Here is a 24,269-nt window from a genome sequence, read left to right on the forward strand (position 1 = left end):
GATAAGTTAAGCCTTATTCAGAAAAATCAGACTATACATTCCACCAATACGTGAATTTCAATACAAGGGAACGATTTTTCACCCCAAATGGCTGGGGGAGGTTGTTGTCAGTGTAAACGATAAAAAGATCCGATGCTGGCTTAAATCGCCATTGAAAACGAGCATTTAGATTTATGTTGTCAATCTGTTCATTGTACTGAATGAAAGTGGTGAGGAAAAGTGTATTGGTCATTGTGACATCTATTCTTGGACCCACCAGCCAAAAACTTGTGGTATTCCAGGGTTCAGGCATCACGATCCGATTGTAGTTGGTACTCATGGCAATAGCCACATAGGGCTGGAACCGATAGCCTAACTCTGTCTGAATATTGTACCTGCTTCCATCTTCATAGTATCCGCCTGATCGGGTTGAAAAACTATAGGTAAAAAGACTTTGGGGTTTTGAATTATATTCTGTGCCCCAAGCGAACCAAGAAGCCTCAGTGCCAGCAGGAAGTTGTTCTTTGCCTGAATTTGTAGGGTCAAATGGCCTTTGTAAAAGCACATAATCATAACCACCCCATATCGTGAATCTGCTTTGGCTTCTCCACCTGAAATTATAAAAAAGGAATGTGGTATTGTCGGTTTGAACCCCTTTGGTATTAAAAAAGAAACTAGTCCCCACAGAAGGTCCGTGACTAAGCAGCTTTTCACTTTTCGGGAAGAAGGTGTACTGGGTTTCAGGGTTGATTCGATAGTACCCTCTTCGCGGAACAAAGCCAACTTCTGCAGTGTAATTATCGGATACATATTCATGTGACCACTCCCATTCCAGATTTCCGCTTCGGTAATTCAGGTTTGCCGCATGTACAAATCCATTACCACTTCCATCCGGAGACCAACTCTTCAAAACCATGGCCTTTCCGGTCCAAAGATTATTAGAAGTGGCCAAATTATATTCCAGCCCTAAGTTACGATTGAATTGAGTGAAGGCCTGAAGGCTATCTCCTTCAGGTGGAGTGTAATTGATTGATTGTTTATTCACAAAAATCCCTGTGATATTTGATCTGGCACCTACTTGCCTTTGCAGTGACATGACAGTAAAATTTTCAGCGGGCCTAAGTTCTTCTTCTACCTCGCCCGTTTGGATATTCATGGCACCGATTCGCCAGTCCTTATTGAGTTTTCCACTCAGTCTGGCACCAAACTGAATCGGGGCATTCAGACCAATTCGTCGGGAAAAGAAGGGCCGGATTCGGGAGTAGCCAAAGTTGCCGAAGAGGTCTCCGTTTTCTAAAAAGAACTGTCTTCTCTCGGGGAAAAAAAGCTCAAAGCGATCCAGGTTAGTGACCTGCTCATCCACTTCTACCTGAGAGAAATCCGGATTTATAGTAAGGTCCAAATTCAGTGAGGAGGTAAGACCGATTTTGGCATCCATTCCTATTTCCCGTTTATAAATTGTTCCTCCTTCAGATTCAAAGTCTTTGGTAGCTCCTCCAAGGACATAAGGGATTATCGATATATTTGTCCCTGCCTTCGGGGGAGGATTATCCCAAGCCAAAACTCCTGTGTATGCCAAAGTTGAGGAAGGAAACTGTCGAGGTACAGGGGCCCATCCAGATTTTTCGGTGGTCTTCAAATCAAGACGAGAAAAATTGATACCCCACTCGGTAATTCCAGGTTTGTATCGAAGCGTCTTAAATGGAATAGAAGCTTCAAAAACCCATTTATCTTCGTAGTTACGAACCTTAGAGGTCCACTTATTGTCCCAGCTCAAGTCCATCTGGTTACCATTTGACATTAGTCCATCCCATTGAGCTCCGGCCGCATTGGCACCAAAAGAGAATCCATTGGTTTGATCATCAAATGGGTCCATGAAAAAGATGAAATTGTCGTTCTGTCCAAAGCTGAAATCTCTCCGGAGGGACTGCACGATGTAGTCCCCTTCCATAGCATGATGATTGACAGCGATGATGTAGAGATTTTCATCATCATAGGTCATTCGTACTTCAGTCCGTACCTGGCTAAAACTGGTGTCCATGGGAGTGATCATGAAAAAATCTGCCGCTACATCAGCTTCAAGCCAGGCTCTTTCATCCAAAATTCCGTCTACAAGAATTTCTGAACTAGCCTTTTGGATATCAAGTCGATAGGTGTCGTTGATTTTTTGGCCTAAGGCAGTAAAACTGATTCCAATTACGAAGGCAATAAAAAGGCTGGGGCACTTCATATTTCCAAAAGTAAAACCTTTGGCTGCATTTTAGCCTGGCTTTTGGTTTAAAGGTTGATTTTTGATTTCGAAACATGCGATTGAAAAAAGTTTAGCCCGATTGGATTTAAAATGCCTAAATTCCTTCTCAACCAACACCAGCATCATGAAAAAAGTAGTTTTTAGTCTTCTCCTTCTGATTTCCTTTTCTCTGACTCCAGCATTTGCCCAGGTAAAGATGCCTGACCACATTGCTGAGCAAATCACGTATCCTGCTCTCGATTTTGCACCTTGGGTTGGTGTGATCCCATTCGAGAATGCAACCATGCCTTATGATCCATCACTTGACTACAAAATTGCCATAGATGTCTACGGTACGGTCAAGGATTCTACCCAGATTCATCCTACACTTACAGAAGTTGCCAGAACTTATAACCTACATATCGCTAATGGGGTGCCTGCCGACCAAATCGAAATCGTGGCAGTGATCCATGGTGGTCTATCTATGGCTGCAGCGACTCACGAGGCTTATGAGGAAAAATATGGAATTCAAAACCCGAATTTGTTGGCCATAGAAGCGCTCGAAGAAGTTGGGGTGAAGTTTCTGATGTGCGCACAAAGTATGCTTTTTTGGAATGTTCCAGCAGAGCATATCACGCCAGAGGTAAAGATTGCGATCTCAGCAAAAACGAGCTTTGTGATGCTCGACCAAATGGGATTTTCTTATCTGAATGTAGGTGAAGAATAAGCCTTACTTCTTAATTTGGTTTTTGGCCCAATCTGGAAAAAAGGGGTTGGACATTCTGTTTTGAAAGCCATGATAAGCAGTTGCCAGTAGAAGGATACCGGCTCCAATAAGGCCTGTGATTTTAAGACTAGCCACACTGTCCCAATGTCGAATGGCTATGGCAAACAGTGCCCAGACACCTACCAGGGCAGATTCACGTAAGCTTCTAGCCCAAATCAGAAAAATATAAAGTCCTGTTGCTACAGCAATCATGATAATGGCCCAAGTGATTTCATTGAAGGGGCCGGTCCAATTAATTTTGGCGAGATAAGCGGAGATGTTGGCTATGGTGGCTACGCTGATCCAGCCCAGATAAATGGCAATCGGCCACCAAACTCCTGCGATGATTTTTTCTGGGGCATCCCAGCGCTCCATATTTAGATTGAGCACAAGAATGACTAAAGAACCTAGGATCATGAGCATCAGGACCACACTTATTCCCGTGTTTTCCATCAGCCAAAAATAGAGCCAGCCTGCATTGAAAATATTGGTAATGATAAGATACGGGCCGATTTCTGAAAGAAAGTCAGATTCTTTATTGCTTGAAAAAGCTCGTCTCAAAAAGAATATCGCCTGAGCACTCAGAGCAAGATAAATGATTCCCCAAATTGCAAAGGCATAGCCGGCGGGGGTAAAATAGTTGTCGTATTCGGCACTGAGTTCACCAACGGTCTTCCCACCAATATTCCCAGTATTTGAGTAATAATTCCACCAGATCACAATGGCCAACACCAGAGCATTAATAATGGCATAAAGCTTATGCGAAAGCTTATTTTGTGGATAAAGTGCAGAGTTCATAGATGAGTAACAAAAAACCGGGTGTATTGTGTTCAATAAAAAAACCTACAGATGCTACTGTAGGTTTTTTCTTTTCAGTTTTTTGCCTTTAGAAATCCTTCTATCTAAAAGGCTCTCTTTTCTAAATGCTCCTCTAAATCCAAGCGGTCGATTCCTTCCTCTAGCCATTCTGGTGCAGCTTCACCTTTTAAATGATGATTAAAGAATTCCATCATTCTCACGCTGTAATCTTTACGATTTTCCAGCTTGCTTAATCCATGGTTTTCGCCTTTGTACTGCATAAGTACTACTGGCTTTTTCAATCTTCTCAATGCCGAATAGTATTCTATACCCTGTGTGAAGTCCACAGCACCATCTTTGTCATTATGAAGCATAAGCAGAGGAGTGGTAACATTTTTCACATGGTAAACAGGGCTATTCCTTTCGTAGGCTTCCCAGTTTTCCCATGGGGCACCATAGAATCGTCCTTGTGATGCTTCGAAAATCGCCATATTTCCACCACCTGAATTCCAGTAGATCAAGTCATACATAGAAATCATATTCGTTAATGGAGCTCCTGCTGCCGCCGCTTTAAACATATCCGTTTGCGTGATCAGGAAGGAAGTTTGATAACCGCCCCATGAGTGACCATGAATTCCAATATTATTTTCATCGATCACACCAGTTTCTATGGCTGCCTTTACAGCTGGGATCACTGCCCAAACTGCAGACATTCCCGGATCATCGATTTCATAAACGATGTCTGGAATAAAGACTGCAAATCCATTGGAAGTGTAGACGTTTGGATTCCATCCTGTACCCCCGAAACCTGGATTTGACCAGTTATGTCGGGTCTGGGATAATTTCTCATAGTAATAAACTACAGTTGGATATTTCTTTCCCTCTTCGTATCCGGCTGGGAGGAATAGGGCCCCTTGAAGTTTTACACCTTTATCTGTTTCATAGTCTACCAACTGAGTTCCGGCAGACCAGAGGTACTTATCGGCATCTGGGGCATTCTCCGTGACTTGCTCGGGGTCTGAAAGGGAAGCATCCGTGACGAAGATTTGATCGGGGTAATTAAACATTTCTTTGTTGTAGAAATACACCTCAGCACCTTCAGCCTTCATAAGTTGGCTGATATTTGCATCCTCCCAAATCAGGCTTTCAGGACCAGCTTCCAACCCTCCTTTTTTCTTAGGAGAAAGCTTCACTATGCCACTTTTCTTGGTCCATTCTCCATATGTTCTTACATAAACATCGCGAGTAAGATCAATCCCCTTTTCTTCGGGGTCCAGTCCAAAGCGGTATTGATAGCGGATACCATCTGTCTTGCCATTTCCGGTAAGATTCATTGCCTCAGACTTTTCGTCTAAAGGCACTTGCCAGATATCCCAGCCATCTCGAAGCAAAACATACTTGCTATCTGAGCTCCATCCTAAGGCAGGAATCATGGGTTTCTCGACATTGTGATCGTCCTCTACATCCACGAAGGTCACCGGGATATTTTCAGTAATATTTCTGCTTTGGCCGGAGGCTATGTCATACACATAAAAGTGTCCATCTTCAGCATATAAAAGTTTGGTGCCGTCCTCAGAAGCTCTTGGACTCGAGGCATAACCAGGTAAATAGAATTTATTGAATAGTTCTTTACGCTCACCCGTTTGCAGATCCACGATGTAAAAATCACTATATCGCTGCCCGTCCAGATTGATATCCAATTCGTACTCCTGTATATCCGATCCAAGGGCATACCGATGCTTTGGAAGGATATTTAGGCTCAACATGCTACTGTCCTGAAGTGCAATGTGCTTACCAGAAGCCACATCATACATGGCCCAGAAACTGTAATTCTTATCCTGATTTTCCATCACCTGCTGTCGTGACTGTAGTCTGCTATCATTCCAATGCCAGATGGTCATATCAGGCTTATCCGCATCATTATCTTTTTTATTATCTACTTTTCCAGAATCCAGTTTCGCGATAGCTTTCTGTAAATCACTGATAGATTTGATAGTGGTATCAGCCATGATCTTCTTCATCGCCGCTGCCTCAGCCATTTTTACCGAATCTTCATTCACTTCTTTTTTGGGTTCTTCTTTTTTTTCAGCTACCAAAGGATGAATCCCATAGAATAAACGGGTTAGATCTTCAGACCACATCGGTCTTCGATTTGGGCTGATCGTATAAGTCTGGTCAAAACCAGTGCTGTCCTGCAAGGCGTCATAAATAGTCACAGTAGGATTGGATAGATTTTTTACTCCAATCACCTTTCCATGATCTTGCTTGTATTTCTTGTCTTCCACCATTTTTAATGCTGCAAAAGCGTCGCCTTTTTCCGTCCAATTCAGCGAGCGATAGGTGGCCTTATCTGAATCCAAAACTGTGGTGCTCTTGGCAGCAAGGTTCATGAGGTAAAGTCCATTTCCATACTCATTTGCACCATCTACAGCATAAGCGAGATGAGTACCAGCTTTATTGAAACCAAAGTCGGTGACATTACCCAAAAGCTGAGCCTTCTCGGTATTTAGATCATAAAGCAATAGGTCAGAACCTTTGGCTTTGCCGTTTCCATCTTTTGGAAGGTTGATGGCGAGGTGAGAAGAAGTTTCTCCATTAAATGAGTAACTGCTTACATTTTCAAAGGTCTCTTTTTCATCTGTTCCTAATTTGACAAGAATCAGTTTATCTTTTGGGCCTTTTCCGTTTTCTGGTTTTTTCTTAGTGAATTCAGGGTATTCCTTAAAAGCGATCCACTTGCTATCATCACTGAAAGTGATGGAAGGGAAGTTTGTATGACCTATTTTGAAGGTCTTTTTTGATTCAGGATCTCCTACTTTCTGGAGTGTTACCTCTCCATTATCCTCGACAGCTACCATTCCATAGGCCACCCATTCACCATCAGGAGAGATTTTAAATGAATTCCCCTGCATATATTTCCAGGTGGGAATATCCTGCCAGGTAATGCCCTTTTTTTCTTGGGCTAACGCAAAGCTTCCAATGAAAAGTAGAAAGCTAAGAAAGAGTATTTGTTTCCGCATAATTTTTAAATTTTCCAGAATGGGAAATTAGGTAAAAATCTTTGCTTGGAAAGGGAATAAGTATTTGAACGGGCGAGAAAAGAAATTTTAACCGAAATCAGATATTAGATCAACCTTAGTCAAAGGTTTCGTATCCATCGAAAATGACATTCTCTGTATTCTGGCCAAAAATAGAAGTAATTATCTATAGTCGTTTGAAATGGTAAATATCAGAGAGGCACTCCAATAAACTTTGCTTTGTTGTTTGGACGAAAGATGAACATAATATATGCCCAATTTTGAGTTCCTTTTACAGGATTACTTTGATCATAGTAATAGCTTTTGTTTGTGAGACCTATGCAGTATCTATAGGTTTTACCTTCCTTTGTAGAATACTGCGGCCTTATGTTTCTGGGATTTTATTCAGCATCGTTTGATGATGCTTAATCAGGGTGTCTTTTACCTGTTTTAGAGCCTTTTCATATTCATCACCATTGGGTTTTATCTTCCTTATTCGATCGTCTTTTTGGACGGAAAGGTATTTAAGCCCATTTACTTTTAGTTCTCTTATGGTCCTTTCAATCTGTTCTTCGATAGTGGACTCGGTAAAGTAAATTCTGAAATTATAGTGCGGGGCATTGTGAAAATGTCCTTTTTTTTCTCCGAAGCAGTCAAATTTTAGAATTTCCTCATCGAAGGCTTTTAGAATCACAGCCGGACCTTTTCCGATGGACAGAATCTTCCAGTAAACTTGAAAACTGAGTTCTTCTTGAATTTTAATGGTTTCTTCATCTTCGTGTTTCGTTACTAAAGTAGGCCTGGAATGTATGAGTCCAATTTTCATTAGTACCTTTCGCAATACTCTTTTCATAAAAAATATTAGTGAATTAGGGTAATTTATCGATTTAAGAATCAATTAACTCCCTAGGATGTGCGAAAAACAATCCTGATTTGTTTTTTTATAATTCAGCTAGGCGCTATAGTCTGCGCCATTGGCAGTAGTCAAAAATATTTTGCGTGGGTTCCTTTTGATGAAATCTCTTTTTATCAAGTAGATGTCAGAGTCAACGGTAAAAACCTCACGGATAAGCAAATTTCTTCACGATATCATATTCCAAATCCAGGAAGAGAAAATCGTTCTATTGGACATGTTTTTTCTCAAATTCAGCAATATGAGGATACCTATGGTAAGGCGGATTCCGCAAATGTAGAGGTCGTTTATCGTGTCAATGGCAAACCGAGTAAAGTTTGGAGATGCTGTCAATAAAGGCATTTTTATTCAAACCGCTTTCTGCTCAGGAAGCCTTGCTCTTTCCAGCCAGAATGATTGTAATATATCTTCTTTGGCTGAGAGGAATGAGGCATATCCTTCCACCATTTCTTCCCTTTATTGAAATTTTGGATTCCCTTAGGGAGATGCCATCTGTTTACTTCATGTTGGATGTGCTGTATTGGATCGCAGTTATTTCTATTCTATTTGGGTTTAAGTTTCAAAAGTTTTCCCTTCTTCTCGCATTCCTGATTTTTTTTCAAATCCTATCCTCTAGATCAGTTTACTCCACAAGTTTCCTTTTCTCAGGGTGCATACTTTTTCTCATCGGTCTATTTAAGCCATGTCTTTCTTGGACCTTTAGGGTCCAAATAGGGCTATTATATCTGGGAGCGGGTATTAATAAATTATTGCACCCTGACTGGCTTTCTGGGGTGTATTTTGAGTATTTTATATCAACTATTTATGCAAATGGTTTAAATAATTGGATGACGGATCTGGTGGGACTGGAACCTCTAGCCTTATTCTTTTCCTTCAGCACCATCATAATTGAGTTATCTCTGAGTGTTTGGGCCTTTTCAAGTAAAAAGCCACTTTTATTGGGAGTAGCCATCTTAATTTTTCATCTGTTGATGCTAATTTTTACTTTCGGAGAGCTTTCGTACTTGTATTTTTATTTGATGGCGGTAGCGGCATTCCTTTTAATGTCAAATTACAACACCACCACTCAGACCATTAATAGTTCTAAGAGGGTAACTGGTGAGCCGTACCGAGGTAAAAAATCCTTCTTGAAAGAAAAAAATTCAAGTTTTGCCGGGGAGGAGTGTAAAGAAAACCAATCTTCTTTTTTATTTTCAAGCAAGACTTGGACGCTGTTTAATACTATGATTTACTTTTTTTTGGTCGTGATTATCGTTTATGCATCCAGGCACAGTGAAAAAATAATATTCTTTATTGATGGAAGTTGAAGTTAAGAAGTCCCGGCTAATTGCTGGGACAGAAATCGAAGGGGTAGTCCTTAAAAAACTCACAGAGCATCGGGATCAACGAGGAAGTTTTACAGAAATTTTTAATCATCGTTGGAATTTAGATTTGGACGCAGTCCAATGGAGCCTAGTAAAATCCGAAGCGAATGTATACCGCGGGATGCACTTTCATAAGCGTCATGATGAGTATTTCTGCTTGATTCAAGGGAAGTGTGAGCTGGGGCTCAAAGATATGCGATCTGATTCTCCAACTTATCTAGAATGGTCCCAATATGAGCTTCATGGAGAGGACTTAGCCGCATTGATTTTTCCGCGTGGCCTCCTGCATGGATGGTATTTCCCGGTGCCTTCTGTACATGCTCAGTCAGTTTCGGAATCCTATGTGGATTATGGAAAAGATGACAATTGGGGTGTGGTGTGGAATGATCCTGATATTGGAGTTCCATGGACTTTTGATGATCCAATTGTCTCTTTGAGGGCTGGTGATTTCCCTGATCTTGATTCCTTTAAGAAAGCGATAGCGCCTTTTTGATTTTTTTCAAAATCTCGGCAGGGACTTGAGAAGGTTTTCTTCCTTTGATCAGGAGGGGATGATTTCTGTTAAGGAAATTGAAGCCAGACATCATTTCATGTAGAGCTTCTTCTTTTTTCAGTTGAAAAAGGACTTTGTCTTCCATGATTTCCTCCCATCGCATCAATTCTTTTTTCCTTTCCTCTGTAGACATTCCCGGATGATCTCCTCGTTTAAACCAGAGGATTGTCGGCTCGAGTCCGCAGTATGCCTTACAATCTGGTTGGGTCAAAAATTGATCCCACATGTATCGATCCGTATACACTCCCTTAGGAGTGGTTCGCCAACCAAAGGGTAGCGTTTTGTAATAGGCTAAGCTATGTCCTTCACAGGAAAGTAGCCAAGAAGGTGCATCCCAGCTATCTAGATTCTTCCTGCCGTAAACCATACTTTCTGTACCCTCCACTATGAAGTAGTTCAAGGTAGAAGCGAAGTCATATTGTTCAAGATAAAGGGCTAATGTCTCCAGGTGATGTGGTAGAAATAAGTCTCTATCGCAAAGGTAAGCCACATATCTACCTTTGGCTTCTTCCATCAGTACTTGGTGTCTGTACTCTTCTCCTCTTCTTGGATGTTTTGGGAAGTCAAAAAAGCGAATCCTTTTGTCCTTTTCTGCCAAGTCAGAAATTACAGAACGAGTCATATCATTAACGCCATCTCCTACGATAAGAATTTCGAAATTTTGGAGACTTTGTTTTTGAACACTACCGATGGAGTGGGGTAGGATTAATCCTCGATCAATGGATGTCGGTAATACAACGGAAAATAGAACTTCCTCAGAACTCATTGATTTGCTAACATTTTCAATTCATCGATTATTTGGATGACTTTAACTCCTTCAGCTAAATCAGAAAGAGGTTCTTCTCCCTTGTCAAGGTATCCCAAAAAGGCCTCTAATTCCGCCATTAAGGGAGAAGGTCCAGAAAACTTCCTAGTCTCAAACCTGATTTCCTCAGGTTTGGATCGATCATTTCCATGGTAGATTTCCAGATGATTCACTTTTTCATCTTTTAAAACTGCCACACCTTCGGAGAAATGAAGCCTAACTTCCCTTCTTTTATCGGCATAACGATTTGAAACTTCTAACACGCAGGGAATTTCATCCCCTAAAAGTGCGGTCATTCCTCGTTCCACTCCATTGTATTTTTCAACCACTGCGGCTTTTGGTTTGGGAAAGTGACCCAGCATTACACTGGCAATGGTAATGTCATGTGGAATTAAAGTCCAGACCGAATCAACATCCGACCGTGGACTCGTCCAATTGCAGCGATTGGATTTATAAAATTTCAATTCTCCGAGTTCTCGGGTTTTTACTAACTTTTCAAGCAATTGAATACCTGAATGGTATTTCCAATTGTGCATAACAAAAATATCTTTTCGATTAAGGGATAGTAGATTTTCTGCCTGCTTTCGATCGCAAGTCAGCGGTTTTTCTACGAAGATTGGGACTTCATCAGGAATCAGTTCCTTCAAAACCTCATAGTGTGTGATAGCTGGTGTTGAGATGATCCAACCTTTGGGAATGAAAGTTTGAGTTTTTTTTGGCCAAACTTCAGAAGCCCCCATGGTAAGTGCTTTGGTTCGATTTTCTTCTAAACCGTCTATCACCACAACATTTTGACCAAGCAAAAGCAGGTCCCTAAGAATATTCCTACCCCACTTTCCACATCCCACTAATCCGATTTGGTTATTCATATGGCCTTATAAACCACCTTGCCGGCTACCACAGTAATTTTCACTTTTGTATCTAGGATTTCATCTTCAGGAACGGTCATGATATCTTTATCAAATACAGTAAAGTCAGCAGCCTTGCCGATTTCAATCGAGCCTTTAAAATCTTCTTCAAACTCAGCATAGGCTCCATCCAAAGTGTAAGATTTAAGTGCCTGCTCACGGGTCATTTTTTGATCTCCTTCATAGCCGCCTTCAGGGAGACCTTCCAAAGTTTTTCTGGTTACGGACGCGTAAAAAGATGGAATAGGGTCGACGGGCTCCACCGGAGCATCGGTCCCATTGCAGATTCTTGCGCCAGTTTGAAAAAGTTTCTGCCAGACGTAAGCTCCATCTATGATGCGCTTTTCTCCCAATCGATCAATAGCCCATGGTCTATCTGAGCTCAAGTGAATGGCTTGCATGGCTGCAATCACACCTAACTCCCCAAACCTAGGAATATCATCAGGATGTAAATGCTGTGCATGCTCAATCCGGAAACGATGATCTGTGGCATCTGGAAACTTAGCAAAAGCCCCTTCGTAGCGATCTAATATCTCTTGATTTGCACGGTCTCCGATCGCATGAGAACAAACCTGAAAACCTAAAGGAAGTGCTTTCTCAGACACCTCAGTGACTACTTCCATTGGAAGAGTTTCGTGACCTCTATGTCCCGGACGGTCAGTGTAGTCTTCAAGTAACCAGGCTCCTCTTGGTCCTAGGGCACCATCACAGTTTAATTTGATTGATCGAACTGTGAGCATGTGATCTGCGCTATCGATCATGGGCCCTTTTTCATACCATTGTTCCAATAGTTCGGGCTGACGACCAGTAAGCATAATATATTGACGCACCGTGAGCTTTCCTTCGTCTTTGAATTTTTGGACTAGATCTATGACTGCTTGACCAGAACCTGCATCATGAAATGAAGTGATGCCTTTTTCTACCAGCTCTTGAAGAGCCAAAGTCAATGCTGCTTCTGCTCTCTCAGGAGTTTCAGCAGGAACAAGTCTTGCAACCAATCCTGAAGCCCTCTCGGTTAAAACTCCTGTTGGGTTTCCAAGCTCATCAACTATAATTTCTCCACCTTCGACTTCACCTGGTCTCTCTCCTGTGAGGTTGGAAATTCCTGCCATTTCCAGTGCTGCTTCATTTGCAAAAGATGCATGGCCTGATGCGTGCCTTAGAAATACTGGATTATCTGGAGAGACTTCATTTAGAGGCTCATTAGTCTGAAAACCTTTAACCATTTTTTCAGGTTTTTCAATCCACTTGTCCTGATGCCAGCCTCTACCTGTTATCCAGTCACCCGGCTCCGCTTTCGCAACGGCTTCTGCCACTTTCTCTACAAGCTCATCATAGGTTTTGACATACATAAGATCGAGTTCTAGCTTATTATAGCCTATACCCATAAGGTGTCCATGTGACTCAATAAAGCCTGGAGTCATGGTTTTTCCCTGAAGATCCATCACCTCGGTATTGTTACCTGTATGAGCCAAAATATCTTGGTTATTGCCCAAGTTAAGGATCATTCCATCCTTTATGGCTACTGCCTCTACTTTTGGATTTGATTCATCTACTGTATAAATGACTCCATTAGTAAAAATTAAGTCTGCTTCTTCTGCTCTCTGGGGTGAGCACGCTACTGAGAGGATGCCAAAAATGGCAAATAAAATGTACTTCTTCATCGCTGGGATTGGTTGATTGGTTATAAGCTAAAGCCTTTTTGTCGATCTGCAAAATATGTGAAGCCTAGCGTATCCAGATTTTGCGAGAAGTGCGGAATTCATTATCCACTTCCAGCTGGATGATATATAGCCCTGGCGGAAGAAAACCCGCCTGAATTTCAAACTCTAAATTGGCTGGAATGGAAAACCCCTCCAGAAGTACCTGTCCCATTGCACTTATCAACCTTCCGGTAGCCTCCCGATTACTAAGAATTTTAATTGGACCTGAGCTTGGGTTAGGATAAACTTTAAGCAAAAACTCTCGATCCCCAGGAGGAATATCTTCTGAACTTTTTAAAAAAATCAAGCCACCTCCAGTTGAACCCAAAATTAAGTCTGGAGCTTCACTAAATAATGCAGGTAAGACAGTCATTGCATTTTGCCTTCCTAGGCGACTTTGGAATGAACCGTTTCCTGTTTCGATTTGGATTATCTCCCGCCTTTCGGATTCCATGAAATTCTCAATCCTGGTTACTATTCCTAGTTGGTCTACGGCAAAAAGATTTGGGCTTTCTCCAGCTTCTACTGCTACGAAAAGATTTCTAGTGGCTGGATTATCCACAAAATCTAGAAAGTCATTTTCTATCAGTTCGGCGGAATAAATTGAAAAGTCCACTTTGTAAAGATCCAAGCTGCCATTTTGGGCAGCGACCAATAAATAGTCCTGATTTTCGTAGTCGAAAAATTGAAGATAATCTCCACGAGCTGGTTGATATCCTTCAAAATTAATTTCCTGAAATCCAGACTCTGATTTCTCAAAAATTCTAGAAACAGGAATGTTATTCTCATAGCGAATTCCCGAAGCGATGCTATGATTAACACCTGTCTGATCGATAAATTCAAGGTATTGGGCATCTACTAACTGAAGCTCCAAAAACTCAATTTCAGAACTTTCGATCAACGTGAATTCATTATTTGAGAAGCTGTATGAACTGAGATGAGAAAGTGTTCCTGTTTCGGTAACTGAATTATAAGTGACCCAGAGATTCCCTGAGGATTTATTGCCCTGGAAAAATGGTTTAGAGTTTTCCCCAAGGTCCAGAATATCGTTCTGCAAGATTGGGATTGCTCCACTGGAATTAGGGCTTAGCCGGAATACAGATTCCTTGAAATCGATCTGGAAGTTGAAGGAGGATTGATTCGTGTTTAGGCTGATAATCAGATCGTCACCTACACTTTCTCCTACGTGGTACCTTGGGAATTGCGGCAAGGCTCCAAATGCCGGAAGTTCATTACTAAAAGAGTCAAAAATGGGTTGATTCTCTGTGCCTTTATTTGGTAGAAAATAAAGAATATCGCATTCATCTCTACCCAAAACTAAGTCACTAACCCCATCTCCATTATAGTCTTCATAAAGAATGGAATGTCCTCCAGCATGAAGTATTCTTGCGTTTGGAGCGGTCCGTAAGTCGGGATCGAGCGGGATGCCATTGCAGGTAGTTCCATAGCTAAAATCACCACATCCACAGAATACGAAATTACCCCAGAAAAACTCAGGAAATTCGAAGCCATCAAGACCGGGAGTTCCTGTTCTCTCCACACTGGTATTCTTATAAAATTCAAGATAATCCCCCGAGGCAAAGTTGAAAATCACCAGATCCAAATCTCCATCACCGTCCAGATCGCGTAATAGTGGAGTATCAAGATTATTGGCTTGGATGTTTGGGCCAGTATCAAGTCGGAGCACATCGCTTGCTAATTCAAATGAGGGATAATCTCCGCTAGAAGTATTTCTATAAGCTTTGATCCCAAGCGCAGTGGAAGTGAAAAGATCCTTTTTACCGTCGAGGTCAAAGTCCTCAACTGCCAGGAAACCATTGATATCAGCTGGAAGGAAATAGCTAACCTCAGGAAGGTAAGTGAATGAGTTATCATTCACTGCATAGGCCTGAAGTTGCCTGGAGTTAATATCCCAAATTAGCCATTCTTCCGCACCGTCTCCATTCAGATCTATCGTATGAATTTGGGCTGAATTAATTCCTCCGGAAAAAGGACTGTCTAGAAAATCACCGTTTTGTCTCACGGATACTCCTTCTGAATGCCGATAGGAAAGCTGTCCTAGGCATGCCAAGGGCAAAATCAAAAATAAAATAAGGAAGATCCGCATGAGATTCAGTTCTCTATCCAAAATAATTACGAATGAAGGAACCTAAAGATGCCATTCATTCCTTTATTTTAGCAGTAAATCTACGGCATAGCATGAATGTTTCCATTTTATATCAGCTTTATCTTAAAAGTACAGGGGTCAGCACGGATACCAGAAAAATTAAAAGAGGTAATCTCTTTTTTGCCCTGAAAGGGCCAAATTTTAATGCTAATGAGTTTGCGGAAAAAGCCCTTGAAATGGGAGCATCAACCGTGGTGATCGATGATCCAAAATACTTTGTGGAAGACGATGATCGATACTTTCTAGCTGAGGATGCTTTGGAAATGCTGCAGAAGTTGGCAAATCACCATAGAAAGCAGCTAAAAATTCCAGTCATTGGTTTGACTGGGTCCAATGGAAAAACCACCTCAAAGGAGCTCCTTCATGCAGTACTCAGCAAAAAATACAAAACTGCGGCGACGGTTGGCAATTTGAATAATCACATTGGAGTGCCCTTGACACTTCTAGCCATTGGGGATGAACATGAAATGGCGATCATAGAAATGGGTGCCAATAAGCAGGGTGACATTCAGGAGCTTTGCGAGATTGCTGAGCCCACTCACGGCTTTATTACCAATATTGGGAAGGCTCACTTGGAGGGGATGGGAGGTCCTGAGGGGGTTTTGAAAACCAAGACTGAACTTTATCAGCATCTTCGAGCGAATCATGGTACCGTTTTTATCAATTCTCAAGACCCCATTCTTTCCAATATGATCAAGCGTTTTGAGAAACCGATTCTTTATCCTGCCAAAGGCGACTTCATGGAAGTGGAATTTCTCGAAGCCAACCCCTTTGTAAAGTTCAAAGTGGAGGGATCAAATGAAGAACACCTGAGTTTTTTAATAGGAGGGTATAACTTTGGAAATATCGCTATCGCATTGACCATCGGGAAGTTTTTCGATGTTCCTATGGACCAGGCGGTCAAAGCTGTGATCGATTATAAGCCTGAAAATATGCGCTCTCAACTCATTCAAAAAAGATCTAATCTGATCATTTTGGATGCCTATAATGCAAACCCATCATCCATGGAGGGAGCTATCCGAACTTTTGGAGGGATGACAGGTAAAAAGCACAAAATGATTATTCTCGGAGATATGTTTGAGATGGGCGAGCATGCGGAGTCTGAACATAGGCGGCTGGGAGAAATTGTCTCAGAATACCAGATTGATAAGATATGTTTCACAGGGAAGTTGGTGGTTTCGGCTTTAGAGAAGGCTCCAAAGGCTCTTTACTTCCCTGACCCTTTTTCACTGAGAAACTGGCTTGAAGACAGCAAGCTCGAGGATTATCTTATCCTGATCAAAGGTAGTAGAGGGATGAAACTCGAATCATTAGTGGACTTTATTTAAACTTCCGAATAGAGTACTTGTTGTTCCTATACAAAAACATTCCCGACCATGAGACCTTACTTTGAATTCCTTTCTGCTCTTGCAAAAAATAATCATCGCGATTGGATGATGGCAAACAAAAAGTGGTACGACGAGACACGGGCTGAATTCCTTGATGATGTAGCATACTTAATCAAAGGATTAAATGAGTTTGTGCCGGGAATGGATATCTTTAAACCTAAAGATTGCGTATTCCGAATCAATCGGGATGTAAGGTTTTCGAAGAATAAAGATCCCTATAAGACTAATTTCTCGGCTTATTTTTCTCCCAAAGGGAAGAAGTCACCAGGGCCTGGATATTATATTAGTTTAAAGCCGGGAGATTCTATGGTGGGTGGCGGAATATGGATGCCAGAAGCAGAAAATTTAAAAAGAATCAGGAAGGAAATCGACTACAGTGGGGCGGAACTTCAGGCCATTGAAGAAGACCCGGACTTTAAGAAGAATTTTGGAAAAATCAACGGAGAAAAATTGAAGACTTCTCCCAGAGATTACGATAAGGATCATCCTTACATAGAATATTTGAGGCTAAAAAGCTTCACGGCCTTTACAAGTCTTGAAGATAAAGATGTAGAAAATGGAGCTTACCTGAATAAAGCTTTAGACGCTTTTCGAAAGATGGTGCCTCTTAATAATTTTTTGGAACGAGCGATAGAGGATGTGGAAGATGGATCAGGAATCCTCTAATTCATTAATTCAAAATACTTTTCTATGCTAAGTGCCACCCCATCTTCCTTATGATGCAGGGTATGGTCATTGGCTATCATCTTTAATTCAGGTCGTGCATTTGCAACGGCTATACCCATACCCACCGCCTGTAAAAGATCAATGTCATTATAATTGTCCCCAAATGCGATCACCTCCTCTATGGGGAAATCATAGCATTCGTTCAGAATTTTTCTTAGGGCAGTGGCTTTAGAAATACTTTTTGGAGCTATTTCAATGTACGTGTCCTTGGATCGATAGAGATGTAGCTCCTTAGAAAAAAGTAGATGCAGCTCTCCAAAAAGCCACGAAATCTCCTGGCTATCCCCCATGGTCATTATCTTATGAGCCCCGTTATTTTTTTTACTCCAAAGGGATAAAACATCTTCAGTCTGCATCCAGATCGGCTCTGTTTTGGTATTTTGAATTTCTCTTTTCGACCAATAGTCCTCTTTAGCCTCATACCAATTATCCTCATAAAAAAGGCTTATGTGGAGGTTGGTTTTAGAAACGAACTGATAGATTTTATCAACCAGGCCCAGTGGAATCGTCGTGCTTTCAAGTGTTTCCCCTTTTGCATTTTGGACAAATCCACCATTATATGAAATAAGGGGATTATTAACCCTATCCAAGTCTTCCAACAGATGTCGCATAGCTTTTGGCATCCGGGAACTGGCCAAAATGATTGGAAAATCAATCGGAAGTCTTTTGATTACTTTTTTTAATCGATCTGAAAGATCACGCTCAGAATTGAGAAGGGTTCCATCAATGTCGGAGCAAAGGGCTTTGTATCTCATCAATCAATTTGTGACCAATCAATCTCATCAGCAAAGTTTGCGAAAAAGCTAAACCCAATAATTGAGACAATGATTATAGCAATAGCAAAACCAATGAGTTTTACAATAAGCTCGGATTTGGCCCAGTTGGATTTACTTTGTTCGGTATTAGAATCCACTGCCCATACGATGAGCATGATAAATCCAATGATTGGAATTTTGGTCACTAAAACTGAAATAATCCAGTCACCTAGTGAAAGCGGTTTTTTCTGGAATTCTGGTGGGATGTTCATAGCTATGGGATTAAAAATCTACGGTATTAAAAGTATATTCTTTCATGGCAAAATTGTCGGGATTCATTGGATCGGTTTGAATGAACTGAACAGTGATGAGCTCATAATCATCACTATTTTCAAAATCCCTGATGTATAATTCGGCACATTTTCTAGCCAATAAATCAGGTTGATCACCCAGAAGTAAGGGGTCTCCATTTTCCAGTTTAAGGAAAATGGTTGATTCCGATCCATTCTGATCTTTTTTCTGACTCAGGTTGACGTTCATCCCCTGGAAATTACCGAGTGCACGGATTTCATCCGAAGGCATAAAACCTTCACCCATCATTTTTTCCAAACCCCATATAGCACCTTTAGCGATGGACTCAGGTTCGCAGGAGCAGGAATTGAGAGATGCAATCAAAAGAAATAGAATGCCTAATCGAGAGATCGGTTTCATAATTGGCTAGTTTATCTGTAAGCCAAATTAGTGAAAAAAATAGATTCCTATTTTCTGGAAATGTTAAGGATGGCTATCCGTTCATTGGGCTCGATTCTTATGCTGATATTTGGATCTGGAAGTACGCCTAATAGTGTAATCACAAAAAAAGCCTCACATTTCTGTAAGGCTTTTGTGGAGAATACCGGAGTCGAACCGGTGACCTTTTGACTGCCAGTCAAACGCTCTAGCCAGCTGAGCTAATCCCCCAATGATTTTCGAAACCTTCTTCCAGCTGCACTTTTCAGGTATTTTTCACGCTTTCGAGCGTCTGCTCTGGTTTCGTAGTATTCGGTGTAAATGACTGTCCATGGGATCTTGGATTTAGTCGATCTAACCTTTCCCTTATTATGTTCCTCGAGGAGCCTTCGGTGAGGATCCTCGCTCATTCCCACGTATTGGGATTGATCAATGTCGCTTTGTAGCACATATACATACATTTCTACCTGTGTATTGCTCCCCGACCGTACCGAGGCGGTACGGCTCGGGCGGGTAGCCAGCTGAGCTAATCCCCCAATTGGAATGCAAATATAGAAATGGCTTTTGGCTGTGCAAAGCCTTTTTTTACTCAGTAGAATAATTTACCCGGGTCATGATACTTCTACCCAATGTTACTTCATCAGTATACTCAAGCTCTCCTCCCACAGGAATTCCTCGTGCGATGGTGCTTACTTTGACATTATGTTCTTTCAGTCTTTTTCCCAGATAAAAGGAAGTGGTATCTCCTTCCATGGTAGCGCTTAGAGCGAGAATGATTTCTTTTACAGGCTCATCAGAATTCTTCTTACTTACGCGTTCCACCAAGCTTTCGATGTGTAATTCTTCTGGTCCAATTCCCTGAAGGGGGGAAATCACTCCACCAAGAATATGATATTTCCCCTGAAACTGATTTGTGTTTTCTATAGCCAAGACATCCTGAATATCCTCTACCACACAAATGATAGATCCGTCGCGCTTTGGATTACTACAAATCGAACAAATGGGACCATCAGAAATATTGTGGCAGGTCTGGCAATACTGTACCTCATTACGCATAGTGGTAATGGAAAGAGCGAGCGCTTCAGCATGAGCTGGGTTTTGCTTCAGTAAATGTAAGGCAAGACGCAAAGCTGTCTTCTTTCCAATCCCAGGGAGCCTGGAAATCTCCGTTACAGCATCTTCAATAAGTTTGGAAGGTATGTTCAAGATTATCGTTCCTTAAGCAATGGTCGCTTGAATTCCGGCATCAAGGATGGCCTCACATCTTGGTTTTAGTTCTTTGAACGAACCTTTCTTAACGGCACATTTGCCTTTGTAATGAATGATAAGGGTACATTGCTCGGCCTGCTCGACTGAATGCTCACAAACCTTGACCAAGATATTCGTGACATGATCAAAGGTGTTCACATCGTCATTGAAAACGATTAATGTTGACTCTTCTAAATCCAACTCCTCTTCCAGAAGGACCTCGGATTCTTTAATTTCGTGAATCGGGGAACTCATTCTCTGCATTTTGCAAATTTAGGAATATTGAACAATTTTGCAGCTAATCCCGCACTCGAATTATGAATTCCCAGGTAGTATTTGCCGTAATCGGCGCTTATTTTTTCTTACTTTTTCTCATATCCTGGTTTACTTCAAGAAAGGTTTCTGACGAGACTTTTTTCACAGGGGATCGACAGTCTCCATGGTTTTTGGTAGCCTTCGGAATGATAGGGGCCTCACTTTCAGGTGTAACCTTTATATCCGTTCCTGGGGAAGTCGGAAATTCAAATTTCTACTATTTCCAGGTCGTTTTGGGCTATACGCTTGGTTATTTCACCATCGCCAAAGTCTTACTCCCTCTTTATTATCGCTTAAATCTGGTTTCGATTTATTCATATTTGGAGGATAGATTCGGTTTTTGGTCCTACAAGACAGGAGCTTTTTTCTTTATCCTTTCCCGTACACTGGGTTCTTCACTCAGGGTGTTTCTGGTTGCCAGTGTGCTACAACTGATCCTTTTCGATTCTTTGGGAATTCCATTCTGGGTTTCAGTTCTGATCACAGTGGGTTTAATCTGGATTTATACCCATAGGGGAGGGATAAAAACAGTGGTTTGGACCGATACGCTACAGACCTTCTTCATGCTTCTGGCTGTCGGGGTGAGTATTATTCTGATTGGTAATGAGCTTGGTTTTGAAGGAATTGGAGATTATTTCTCAAAGGTTTCCGAGGACTCTCGTTCCCAGATTTTCGATTGGGACTGGAAGTCTGGGACCAATTTCTTTAAGCAGTTTCTTTCCGGTGCCTTCATCACTATCGTAATGACAGGTTTGGATCAGGATATGATGCAGAAAAATCTTACCTGCAAGAATATAGGCGAAGCTCAGAAAAATATGTTCTGGTTCACCAATATCCTTGTGGTCGTAAACTTGATGTTTCTCGCATTAGGTGTCCTGCTTTACATTTACGCAGAGACGAAAGGTATCCGTTTTCCCGAAAAAACGGATGAGCTTTTCCCGATGCTCGCGACTGAGTATTTCTCTCCTTTTGCCGGGGTCATTTTTGTGCTTGGAATTACGGCGGCGGCGTATTCCAGTGCAGATTCTACCCTAACTGCCCTTACCACAAGTTTCTGTATTGATTTTCTTGAATTAGAAAGAAAGTATCCCAAGGAAAGACAGGTTACAGTGAGAAAGCAGGTGCATATCGCCTTTACCTTTATTATGTTTTTTGCTATCCTGATATTCCACTGGATTAATGATCAAAGTGTGATTAATTCGGTCTTCATCATTGCAGGGTATACCTATGGGCCCCTTTTGGGATTATATTCCTTTGGTCTATTTACCAAGTGGCAGGTAAAGGATAAGGCAATCCCTTACTTGGCGGTAGCCGCTCCGGTTCTTGCTTTTATTATTTCAGAGAATAGCGAATCCTTACTTTGGGGCTATCAATTCGGATTCGAAGTATTGATTCTGAATGGACTTCTGATGTTTTTAGGAATGATGATCTTCCGAAAGAAGTAATCAGATTTTGAGCTCTTTGTCAGGGTCCCAAAAATGCTTTTCAAAGTCTACCACCTGATTTTTGTCGATTTTTACTCCTTCTTTTTCTAAAAGCTCCTGCATCAGTGTAGGGGTTGCAAAGTGATGTCTTCCTGTCAAAAGCCCTGAAGCATTCACCACTCTATGAGCAGGGACATCTGGAAGTGTATGAGCAGCATTCATGGCGTAGCCAACCATCCGGGCTCCACTTTTTAAGCCCAAATAATGAGCGATAGTCCCGTAGTTGGTAACTCTTCCACGAGGTATTTCTTTAACTACCTGATAAACAAGATCAAAATAATTTGACTTTTCCTTTTTCATATTTATGGATTTAGGAACGGGCGTTTGACTTTTCAGTCGGTTGTCTTGCTTCCAAAATAAAGAGTAATTTTAAGCTTTAACTAAAATCAACCCATGAGTAGAAATATAATCATTACAGGAGCAGGAGGAAATCTCGGTTCGGCCGTGGTGGATAAATTCAAAAGAGAGGGTTACACCATCATTGCTTTGGTGGAGCCTAATACAAATAAATCCGTGGAAGAGGCGGAGTATAATTATGAAGTGGATGTCACTTCTGCCGAATCGGTCAATGAGTTTGTGAAAGAATATCAGCTTCAGCATGGTGGACTAGACGCTTTGGCTCTTTTGGTTGGAGGTTTTGCTATGGGAGGTATAGAGGATGTGGAGCAGGAGGATTTTGAGAAAATGATATCCTTGAATTTTTATTCTGCCTTTCATCTGGCTAAAGGTTTTCTGCCTCTTTTCAAAAAGCAGGGTAAAGGCACTTTTCTTTTTGTAGGAGCAAGACCTGCCTTGATCCCAAGTGACGGAGCAGGAGTTGTGCCTTATGCTTTCAGCAAAAAATTAGTGATAGCCCTTGCAGAAACTATTGGTGAAGAAATCAGGAACACGGATATTCGATCACATATTTTCGTGCCAAGCATTATTGATACTCCCCCAAATAGGGAGTCTATGCCGGATGCGGACTTTGAAAAATGGGTTAGTCCTTCAGAAATTGCTGACTCCATGCACTATGCTGTGAATAACCGTGCATTGCGAAATATGACTTTTAAACTTTACGGACAATCCTAACCCAAGCATAATGAAAAAGCTATTTGTATTTTCCCTTCTGGCCTTAATTTCCTCTTCAATTCAAGCTCAAACTGCAGAAGAGGAGGTCAAGGCGGTAATTGAGTCTTTATTTGATGGAATGAGGGCTAAAAATACCGAGATGATTGCATCTGCTTTTGATCCTAAAGCCTTGATGCAAACCATCGTAGTATCTGAAAATGGTGCAGAAACTAGAAGTAATGCGGTTCAGGATTTTGTTGCCAGAATAGGACAGTCTCCGGCGGAAACTCAGCTGGATGAGCGAATTACGGATTATCAAATCAAAGTGGATGGAGATCTAGCATCAGCCTGGACACCTTATGAGTTCTATGTCAATGGTGAATTTAGTCACTGTGGTGTGAACTCCTTTCAGCTGGTTCGCATGGCTGAAGGTTGGAAAATCGTGTATATCATCGATACCAGAAGAAAAGAAGACTGCGTTTGATACGGGAATTGAGTCGGGCCAAAGTTTACGAAAGGCTCCTAAGCGAATTAAGCTTGAGGGAGGAGTTTTACCGTGCGGAACTGGCAAGACTTCAGGAGAGTAAATCTGCGGATACAAAAAGCAGCGCTGGAGATAAGTTTGAGACGAGTCGAGAAATGATTGCCCAAGAGATTGCCAAAGTAGATCATAGCCTCCAAACCCTAATAAGCAATCGTAAATTCATGGAGGAGTTTGCTGATCAAGAAGTTTCTGAAACCGTCAGAAATGGGAGTATTATCAGAGTTGGAGATCAGCTATTCTTACTTGGGGTAAGCCTTGGAGAAATGGATCTGGGTCTTGAAAAAATTTTCCTCCTCAGTAGAAGTTCACCATTTGGTAAAATCCTTTTTGGCTTAAAAAAGAATGATCCGGTTCAATTTATGGGTAAACCGAACCAGATCAATGAAATACTTTAAGAAGAGATTATTTTTTAGGAATTAAGGTCATTAATTCATCCGCTCCATCCAGAAGTGTGAGTTTGTCTTTTCCAATTTTTAAATCCTTTACTTTGGCAAGTGCAGACAAGAAATCCTTTTCTCCGGTTCCCGGACAGGCTTTTCTGGTCATTGCACCGGGGTTCAAATCAAGCTTATCACCCTCGAGGGCAAAACTACCGTTGAAATTATTGCATCCGGTAAACCCAGCAAGTTTACCTACATCACCAAAATCAAGGGTTGGAAGGCCTCCTGCGAATTGGGAAAGGTCCAAATTTTTACCAAGGAGGGAAGCTAGTTCCCAGGTGTTTCCAGTTAATAAGCTCATAGGATTAAGTTCTTTTACGCTGTCACAGCTTGTGAAAAAAAGGATTGCGAAGGTAATGGCTATTGATTTGATTGTTTTCATGGTAT

Annotated in this window: 27 protein-coding genes and 1 tRNA gene; 11 read left to right on the top strand and 17 right to left on the bottom strand. The window is 41.5% G+C overall.

Translation table 11 applies throughout. The features are described 5' to 3' along the window. Window positions 1-31: 31 nt before the first annotated feature. Window positions 32-2,209: a DUF5916 domain-containing protein gene (locus QVH07_RS12880; protein ID WP_290000906.1), complete on the bottom strand. Its 2,178-nt coding sequence runs from the start codon at window positions 2,207-2,209 to the stop codon at window positions 32-34. 145 nt (window positions 2,210-2,354) lie between these two features. On the opposite strand from QVH07_RS12880, the gene QVH07_RS12885 reads away from it, so the two are divergent. Next, window positions 2,355-2,936: a DsrE family protein gene (locus QVH07_RS12885; protein ID WP_290000909.1), complete on the top strand. Its 582-nt coding sequence runs from the start codon at window positions 2,355-2,357 to the stop codon at window positions 2,934-2,936. Between the two features lie 3 nt (window positions 2,937-2,939). Here the strand turns inward: QVH07_RS12885 and QVH07_RS12890 are convergent, their stop codons facing one another. From QVH07_RS12890 to QVH07_RS12900, 3 genes are all read right to left on the bottom strand, one after another. Beyond that, window positions 2,940-3,773, bottom strand: coding sequence for a TspO-related membrane protein (locus QVH07_RS12890; RefSeq protein WP_290000911.1), 834 nt, complete (start codon window positions 3,771-3,773; stop codon window positions 2,940-2,942). A 104-nt stretch (window positions 3,774-3,877) separates the two neighbouring features. Further along, window positions 3,878-6,793 (bottom strand): S9 family peptidase, encoded by a 2,916-nt coding sequence (locus QVH07_RS12895; protein ID WP_290000914.1) that lies wholly within the window; start codon window positions 6,791-6,793, stop codon window positions 3,878-3,880. A 382-nt stretch (window positions 6,794-7,175) separates the two neighbouring features. Beyond that, entirely contained in the window at window positions 7,176-7,643 is a 468-nt protein-coding gene (locus tag QVH07_RS12900) for a hypothetical protein (RefSeq protein ID WP_290000917.1), read from the bottom strand. A 60-nt stretch (window positions 7,644-7,703) separates the two neighbouring features. On the opposite strand from QVH07_RS12900, the gene QVH07_RS12905 reads away from it, so the two are divergent. The 3 genes from QVH07_RS12905 to QVH07_RS12915 are packed head-to-tail and all read left to right on the top strand — an operon-like array spanning window position 7,704 to window position 9,560. Next, on the top strand, window positions 7,704-8,039 hold the full coding sequence (locus QVH07_RS12905; protein WP_290000919.1) for a hypothetical protein: 336 nt from the start codon (window positions 7,704-7,706) through the stop codon (window positions 8,037-8,039). Next, window positions 8,027-9,010, top strand: coding sequence for a hypothetical protein (locus tag QVH07_RS12910; RefSeq protein ID WP_290000922.1), 984 nt, complete (start codon window positions 8,027-8,029; stop codon window positions 9,008-9,010). Before QVH07_RS12905 ends, QVH07_RS12910 begins: the two co-directional genes overlap by 13 nt. Then, the gene (locus QVH07_RS12915) at window positions 9,000-9,560 is read left to right on the top strand and encodes a dTDP-4-dehydrorhamnose 3,5-epimerase family protein (RefSeq protein WP_290000926.1); all 561 of its coding nucleotides are present in this window, start codon (window positions 9,000-9,002) and stop codon (window positions 9,558-9,560) included. The genes QVH07_RS12910 and QVH07_RS12915 overlap by 11 nt, the downstream gene beginning before the upstream one ends. Here QVH07_RS12915 and QVH07_RS12920 read toward each other — a convergent pair. From QVH07_RS12920 to QVH07_RS12935, 4 genes are all read right to left on the bottom strand, one after another. After that, complete coding sequence (locus QVH07_RS12920; RefSeq protein ID WP_290000930.1) at window positions 9,535-10,386, bottom strand: glycosyltransferase family 2 protein; 852 nt, start codon at window positions 10,384-10,386, stop codon at window positions 9,535-9,537. The two genes, QVH07_RS12915 and QVH07_RS12920, sit on opposite strands and share 26 nt — an antisense overlap. Continuing rightward, window positions 10,383-11,294, bottom strand: a complete 912-nt coding sequence (locus tag QVH07_RS12925; RefSeq protein WP_290000932.1) for a Gfo/Idh/MocA family protein — start codon at window positions 11,292-11,294, stop codon at window positions 10,383-10,385. Before QVH07_RS12925 ends, QVH07_RS12920 begins: the two co-directional genes overlap by 4 nt. After that, window positions 11,291-12,997, bottom strand: coding sequence for an amidohydrolase (locus tag QVH07_RS12930; RefSeq protein WP_290000935.1), 1,707 nt, complete (start codon window positions 12,995-12,997; stop codon window positions 11,291-11,293). Before QVH07_RS12930 ends, QVH07_RS12925 begins: the two co-directional genes overlap by 4 nt. Before the next feature lie 64 nt (window positions 12,998-13,061). Then, the gene (locus tag QVH07_RS12935) at window positions 13,062-15,143 is read right to left on the bottom strand and encodes a T9SS type A sorting domain-containing protein (protein WP_290000937.1); all 2,082 of its coding nucleotides are present in this window, start codon (window positions 15,141-15,143) and stop codon (window positions 13,062-13,064) included. A gap of 92 nt (window positions 15,144-15,235) precedes the next feature. Between QVH07_RS12935 and QVH07_RS12940 the strand changes: the two genes are divergently transcribed. Then, the gene (locus QVH07_RS12940) at window positions 15,236-16,531 is read left to right on the top strand and encodes a UDP-N-acetylmuramoyl-tripeptide--D-alanyl-D-alanine ligase (protein ID WP_290001207.1); all 1,296 of its coding nucleotides are present in this window, start codon (window positions 15,236-15,238) and stop codon (window positions 16,529-16,531) included. 48 nt (window positions 16,532-16,579) lie between these two features. Beyond that, window positions 16,580-17,257: a DUF2461 domain-containing protein gene (locus QVH07_RS12945; RefSeq protein WP_290000938.1), complete on the top strand. Its 678-nt coding sequence runs from the start codon at window positions 16,580-16,582 to the stop codon at window positions 17,255-17,257. Here QVH07_RS12945 and QVH07_RS12950 read toward each other — a convergent pair. The 3 genes from QVH07_RS12950 to QVH07_RS12960 are packed head-to-tail and all read right to left on the bottom strand — an operon-like array spanning window position 17,254 to window position 18,783. Beyond that, entirely contained in the window at window positions 17,254-18,072 is an 819-nt protein-coding gene (locus QVH07_RS12950) for a Cof-type HAD-IIB family hydrolase (RefSeq protein ID WP_290000939.1), read from the bottom strand. The two genes, QVH07_RS12945 and QVH07_RS12950, sit on opposite strands and share 4 nt — an antisense overlap. Beyond that, entirely contained in the window at window positions 18,072-18,344 is a 273-nt protein-coding gene (locus QVH07_RS12955; protein ID WP_290000942.1) for a hypothetical protein, read from the bottom strand. The genes QVH07_RS12950 and QVH07_RS12955 overlap by 1 nt, the downstream gene beginning before the upstream one ends. A 10-nt stretch (window positions 18,345-18,354) precedes the next feature. Next, window positions 18,355-18,783 (bottom strand): hypothetical protein, encoded by a 429-nt coding sequence (locus QVH07_RS12960; RefSeq protein ID WP_290000945.1) that lies wholly within the window; start codon window positions 18,781-18,783, stop codon window positions 18,355-18,357. Window positions 18,784-18,813: 30 nt separating this feature from the next. On the opposite strand from QVH07_RS12960, the gene QVH07_RS12965 reads away from it, so the two are divergent. Then, window positions 18,814-18,993, top strand: coding sequence for a hypothetical protein (locus tag QVH07_RS12965; protein WP_290000949.1), 180 nt, complete (start codon window positions 18,814-18,816; stop codon window positions 18,991-18,993). On the opposite strand, the gene QVH07_RS12970 is transcribed toward QVH07_RS12965, so the two are convergent. The 4 genes from QVH07_RS12970 to QVH07_RS12985 form a co-directional block, all read right to left on the bottom strand. Further along, a tRNA-Ala gene (locus tag QVH07_RS12970) sits at window positions 18,959-19,032 on the bottom strand. The genes QVH07_RS12965 and QVH07_RS12970 overlap by 35 nt on opposite strands. After that, window positions 19,023-19,262, bottom strand: a complete 240-nt coding sequence (locus QVH07_RS12975) for a GIY-YIG nuclease family protein (protein ID WP_290000952.1) — start codon at window positions 19,260-19,262, stop codon at window positions 19,023-19,025. The genes QVH07_RS12970 and QVH07_RS12975 overlap by 10 nt, the downstream gene beginning before the upstream one ends. A 124-nt stretch (window positions 19,263-19,386) precedes the next feature. Next, window positions 19,387-20,007 carry a recombination mediator RecR gene (gene recR / locus QVH07_RS12980; RefSeq protein WP_290000955.1) on the bottom strand — a complete coding sequence of 207 codons (621 nt, stop codon included), beginning with the start codon at window positions 20,005-20,007 and terminating at the stop codon, window positions 19,387-19,389. 12 nt (window positions 20,008-20,019) lie between these two features. Next, window positions 20,020-20,304, bottom strand: a complete 285-nt coding sequence (locus tag QVH07_RS12985; protein WP_290000956.1) for an ATP-dependent Clp protease adaptor ClpS — start codon at window positions 20,302-20,304, stop codon at window positions 20,020-20,022. 62 nt (window positions 20,305-20,366) lie between these two features. Between QVH07_RS12985 and QVH07_RS12990 the strand changes: the two genes are divergently transcribed. Then, the gene (locus QVH07_RS12990; protein ID WP_290000958.1) at window positions 20,367-21,809 is read left to right on the top strand and encodes a sodium:solute symporter; all 1,443 of its coding nucleotides are present in this window, start codon (window positions 20,367-20,369) and stop codon (window positions 21,807-21,809) included. Here the strand turns inward: QVH07_RS12990 and QVH07_RS12995 are convergent, their stop codons facing one another. Then, complete coding sequence (locus QVH07_RS12995) at window positions 21,810-22,148, bottom strand: MGMT family protein (protein WP_290000960.1); 339 nt, start codon at window positions 22,146-22,148, stop codon at window positions 21,810-21,812. 93 nt (window positions 22,149-22,241) lie between these two features. On the opposite strand from QVH07_RS12995, the gene QVH07_RS13000 reads away from it, so the two are divergent. From QVH07_RS13000 to QVH07_RS13010, 3 genes are read left to right on the top strand one after another with little or no spacing between them, the layout of a single operon-like run. After that, window positions 22,242-22,919, top strand: a complete 678-nt coding sequence (locus QVH07_RS13000) for an SDR family NAD(P)-dependent oxidoreductase (protein WP_290000962.1) — start codon at window positions 22,242-22,244, stop codon at window positions 22,917-22,919. Window positions 22,920-22,929: 10 nt separating this feature from the next. Then, on the top strand, window positions 22,930-23,382 hold the full coding sequence (locus tag QVH07_RS13005) for a nuclear transport factor 2 family protein (RefSeq protein WP_290000964.1): 453 nt from the start codon (window positions 22,930-22,932) through the stop codon (window positions 23,380-23,382). Between the two features lie 53 nt (window positions 23,383-23,435). After that, window positions 23,436-23,837 (top strand): hypothetical protein, encoded by a 402-nt coding sequence (locus QVH07_RS13010; RefSeq protein ID WP_290000966.1) that lies wholly within the window; start codon window positions 23,436-23,438, stop codon window positions 23,835-23,837. Between the two features lie 7 nt (window positions 23,838-23,844). Here QVH07_RS13010 and QVH07_RS13015 read toward each other — a convergent pair whose 3' ends face one another. Next, window positions 23,845-24,264, bottom strand: coding sequence for an META domain-containing protein (locus QVH07_RS13015; RefSeq protein ID WP_290000970.1), 420 nt, complete (start codon window positions 24,262-24,264; stop codon window positions 23,845-23,847). Window positions 24,265-24,269 lie beyond the last annotated feature (5 nt).

The sequence above is a fragment of the Algoriphagus sediminis genome (assembly GCF_030403435.1).
GTDB classification, from domain to species: Bacteria; Bacteroidota; Bacteroidia; order Cytophagales; family Cyclobacteriaceae; genus Algoriphagus; species Algoriphagus sediminis.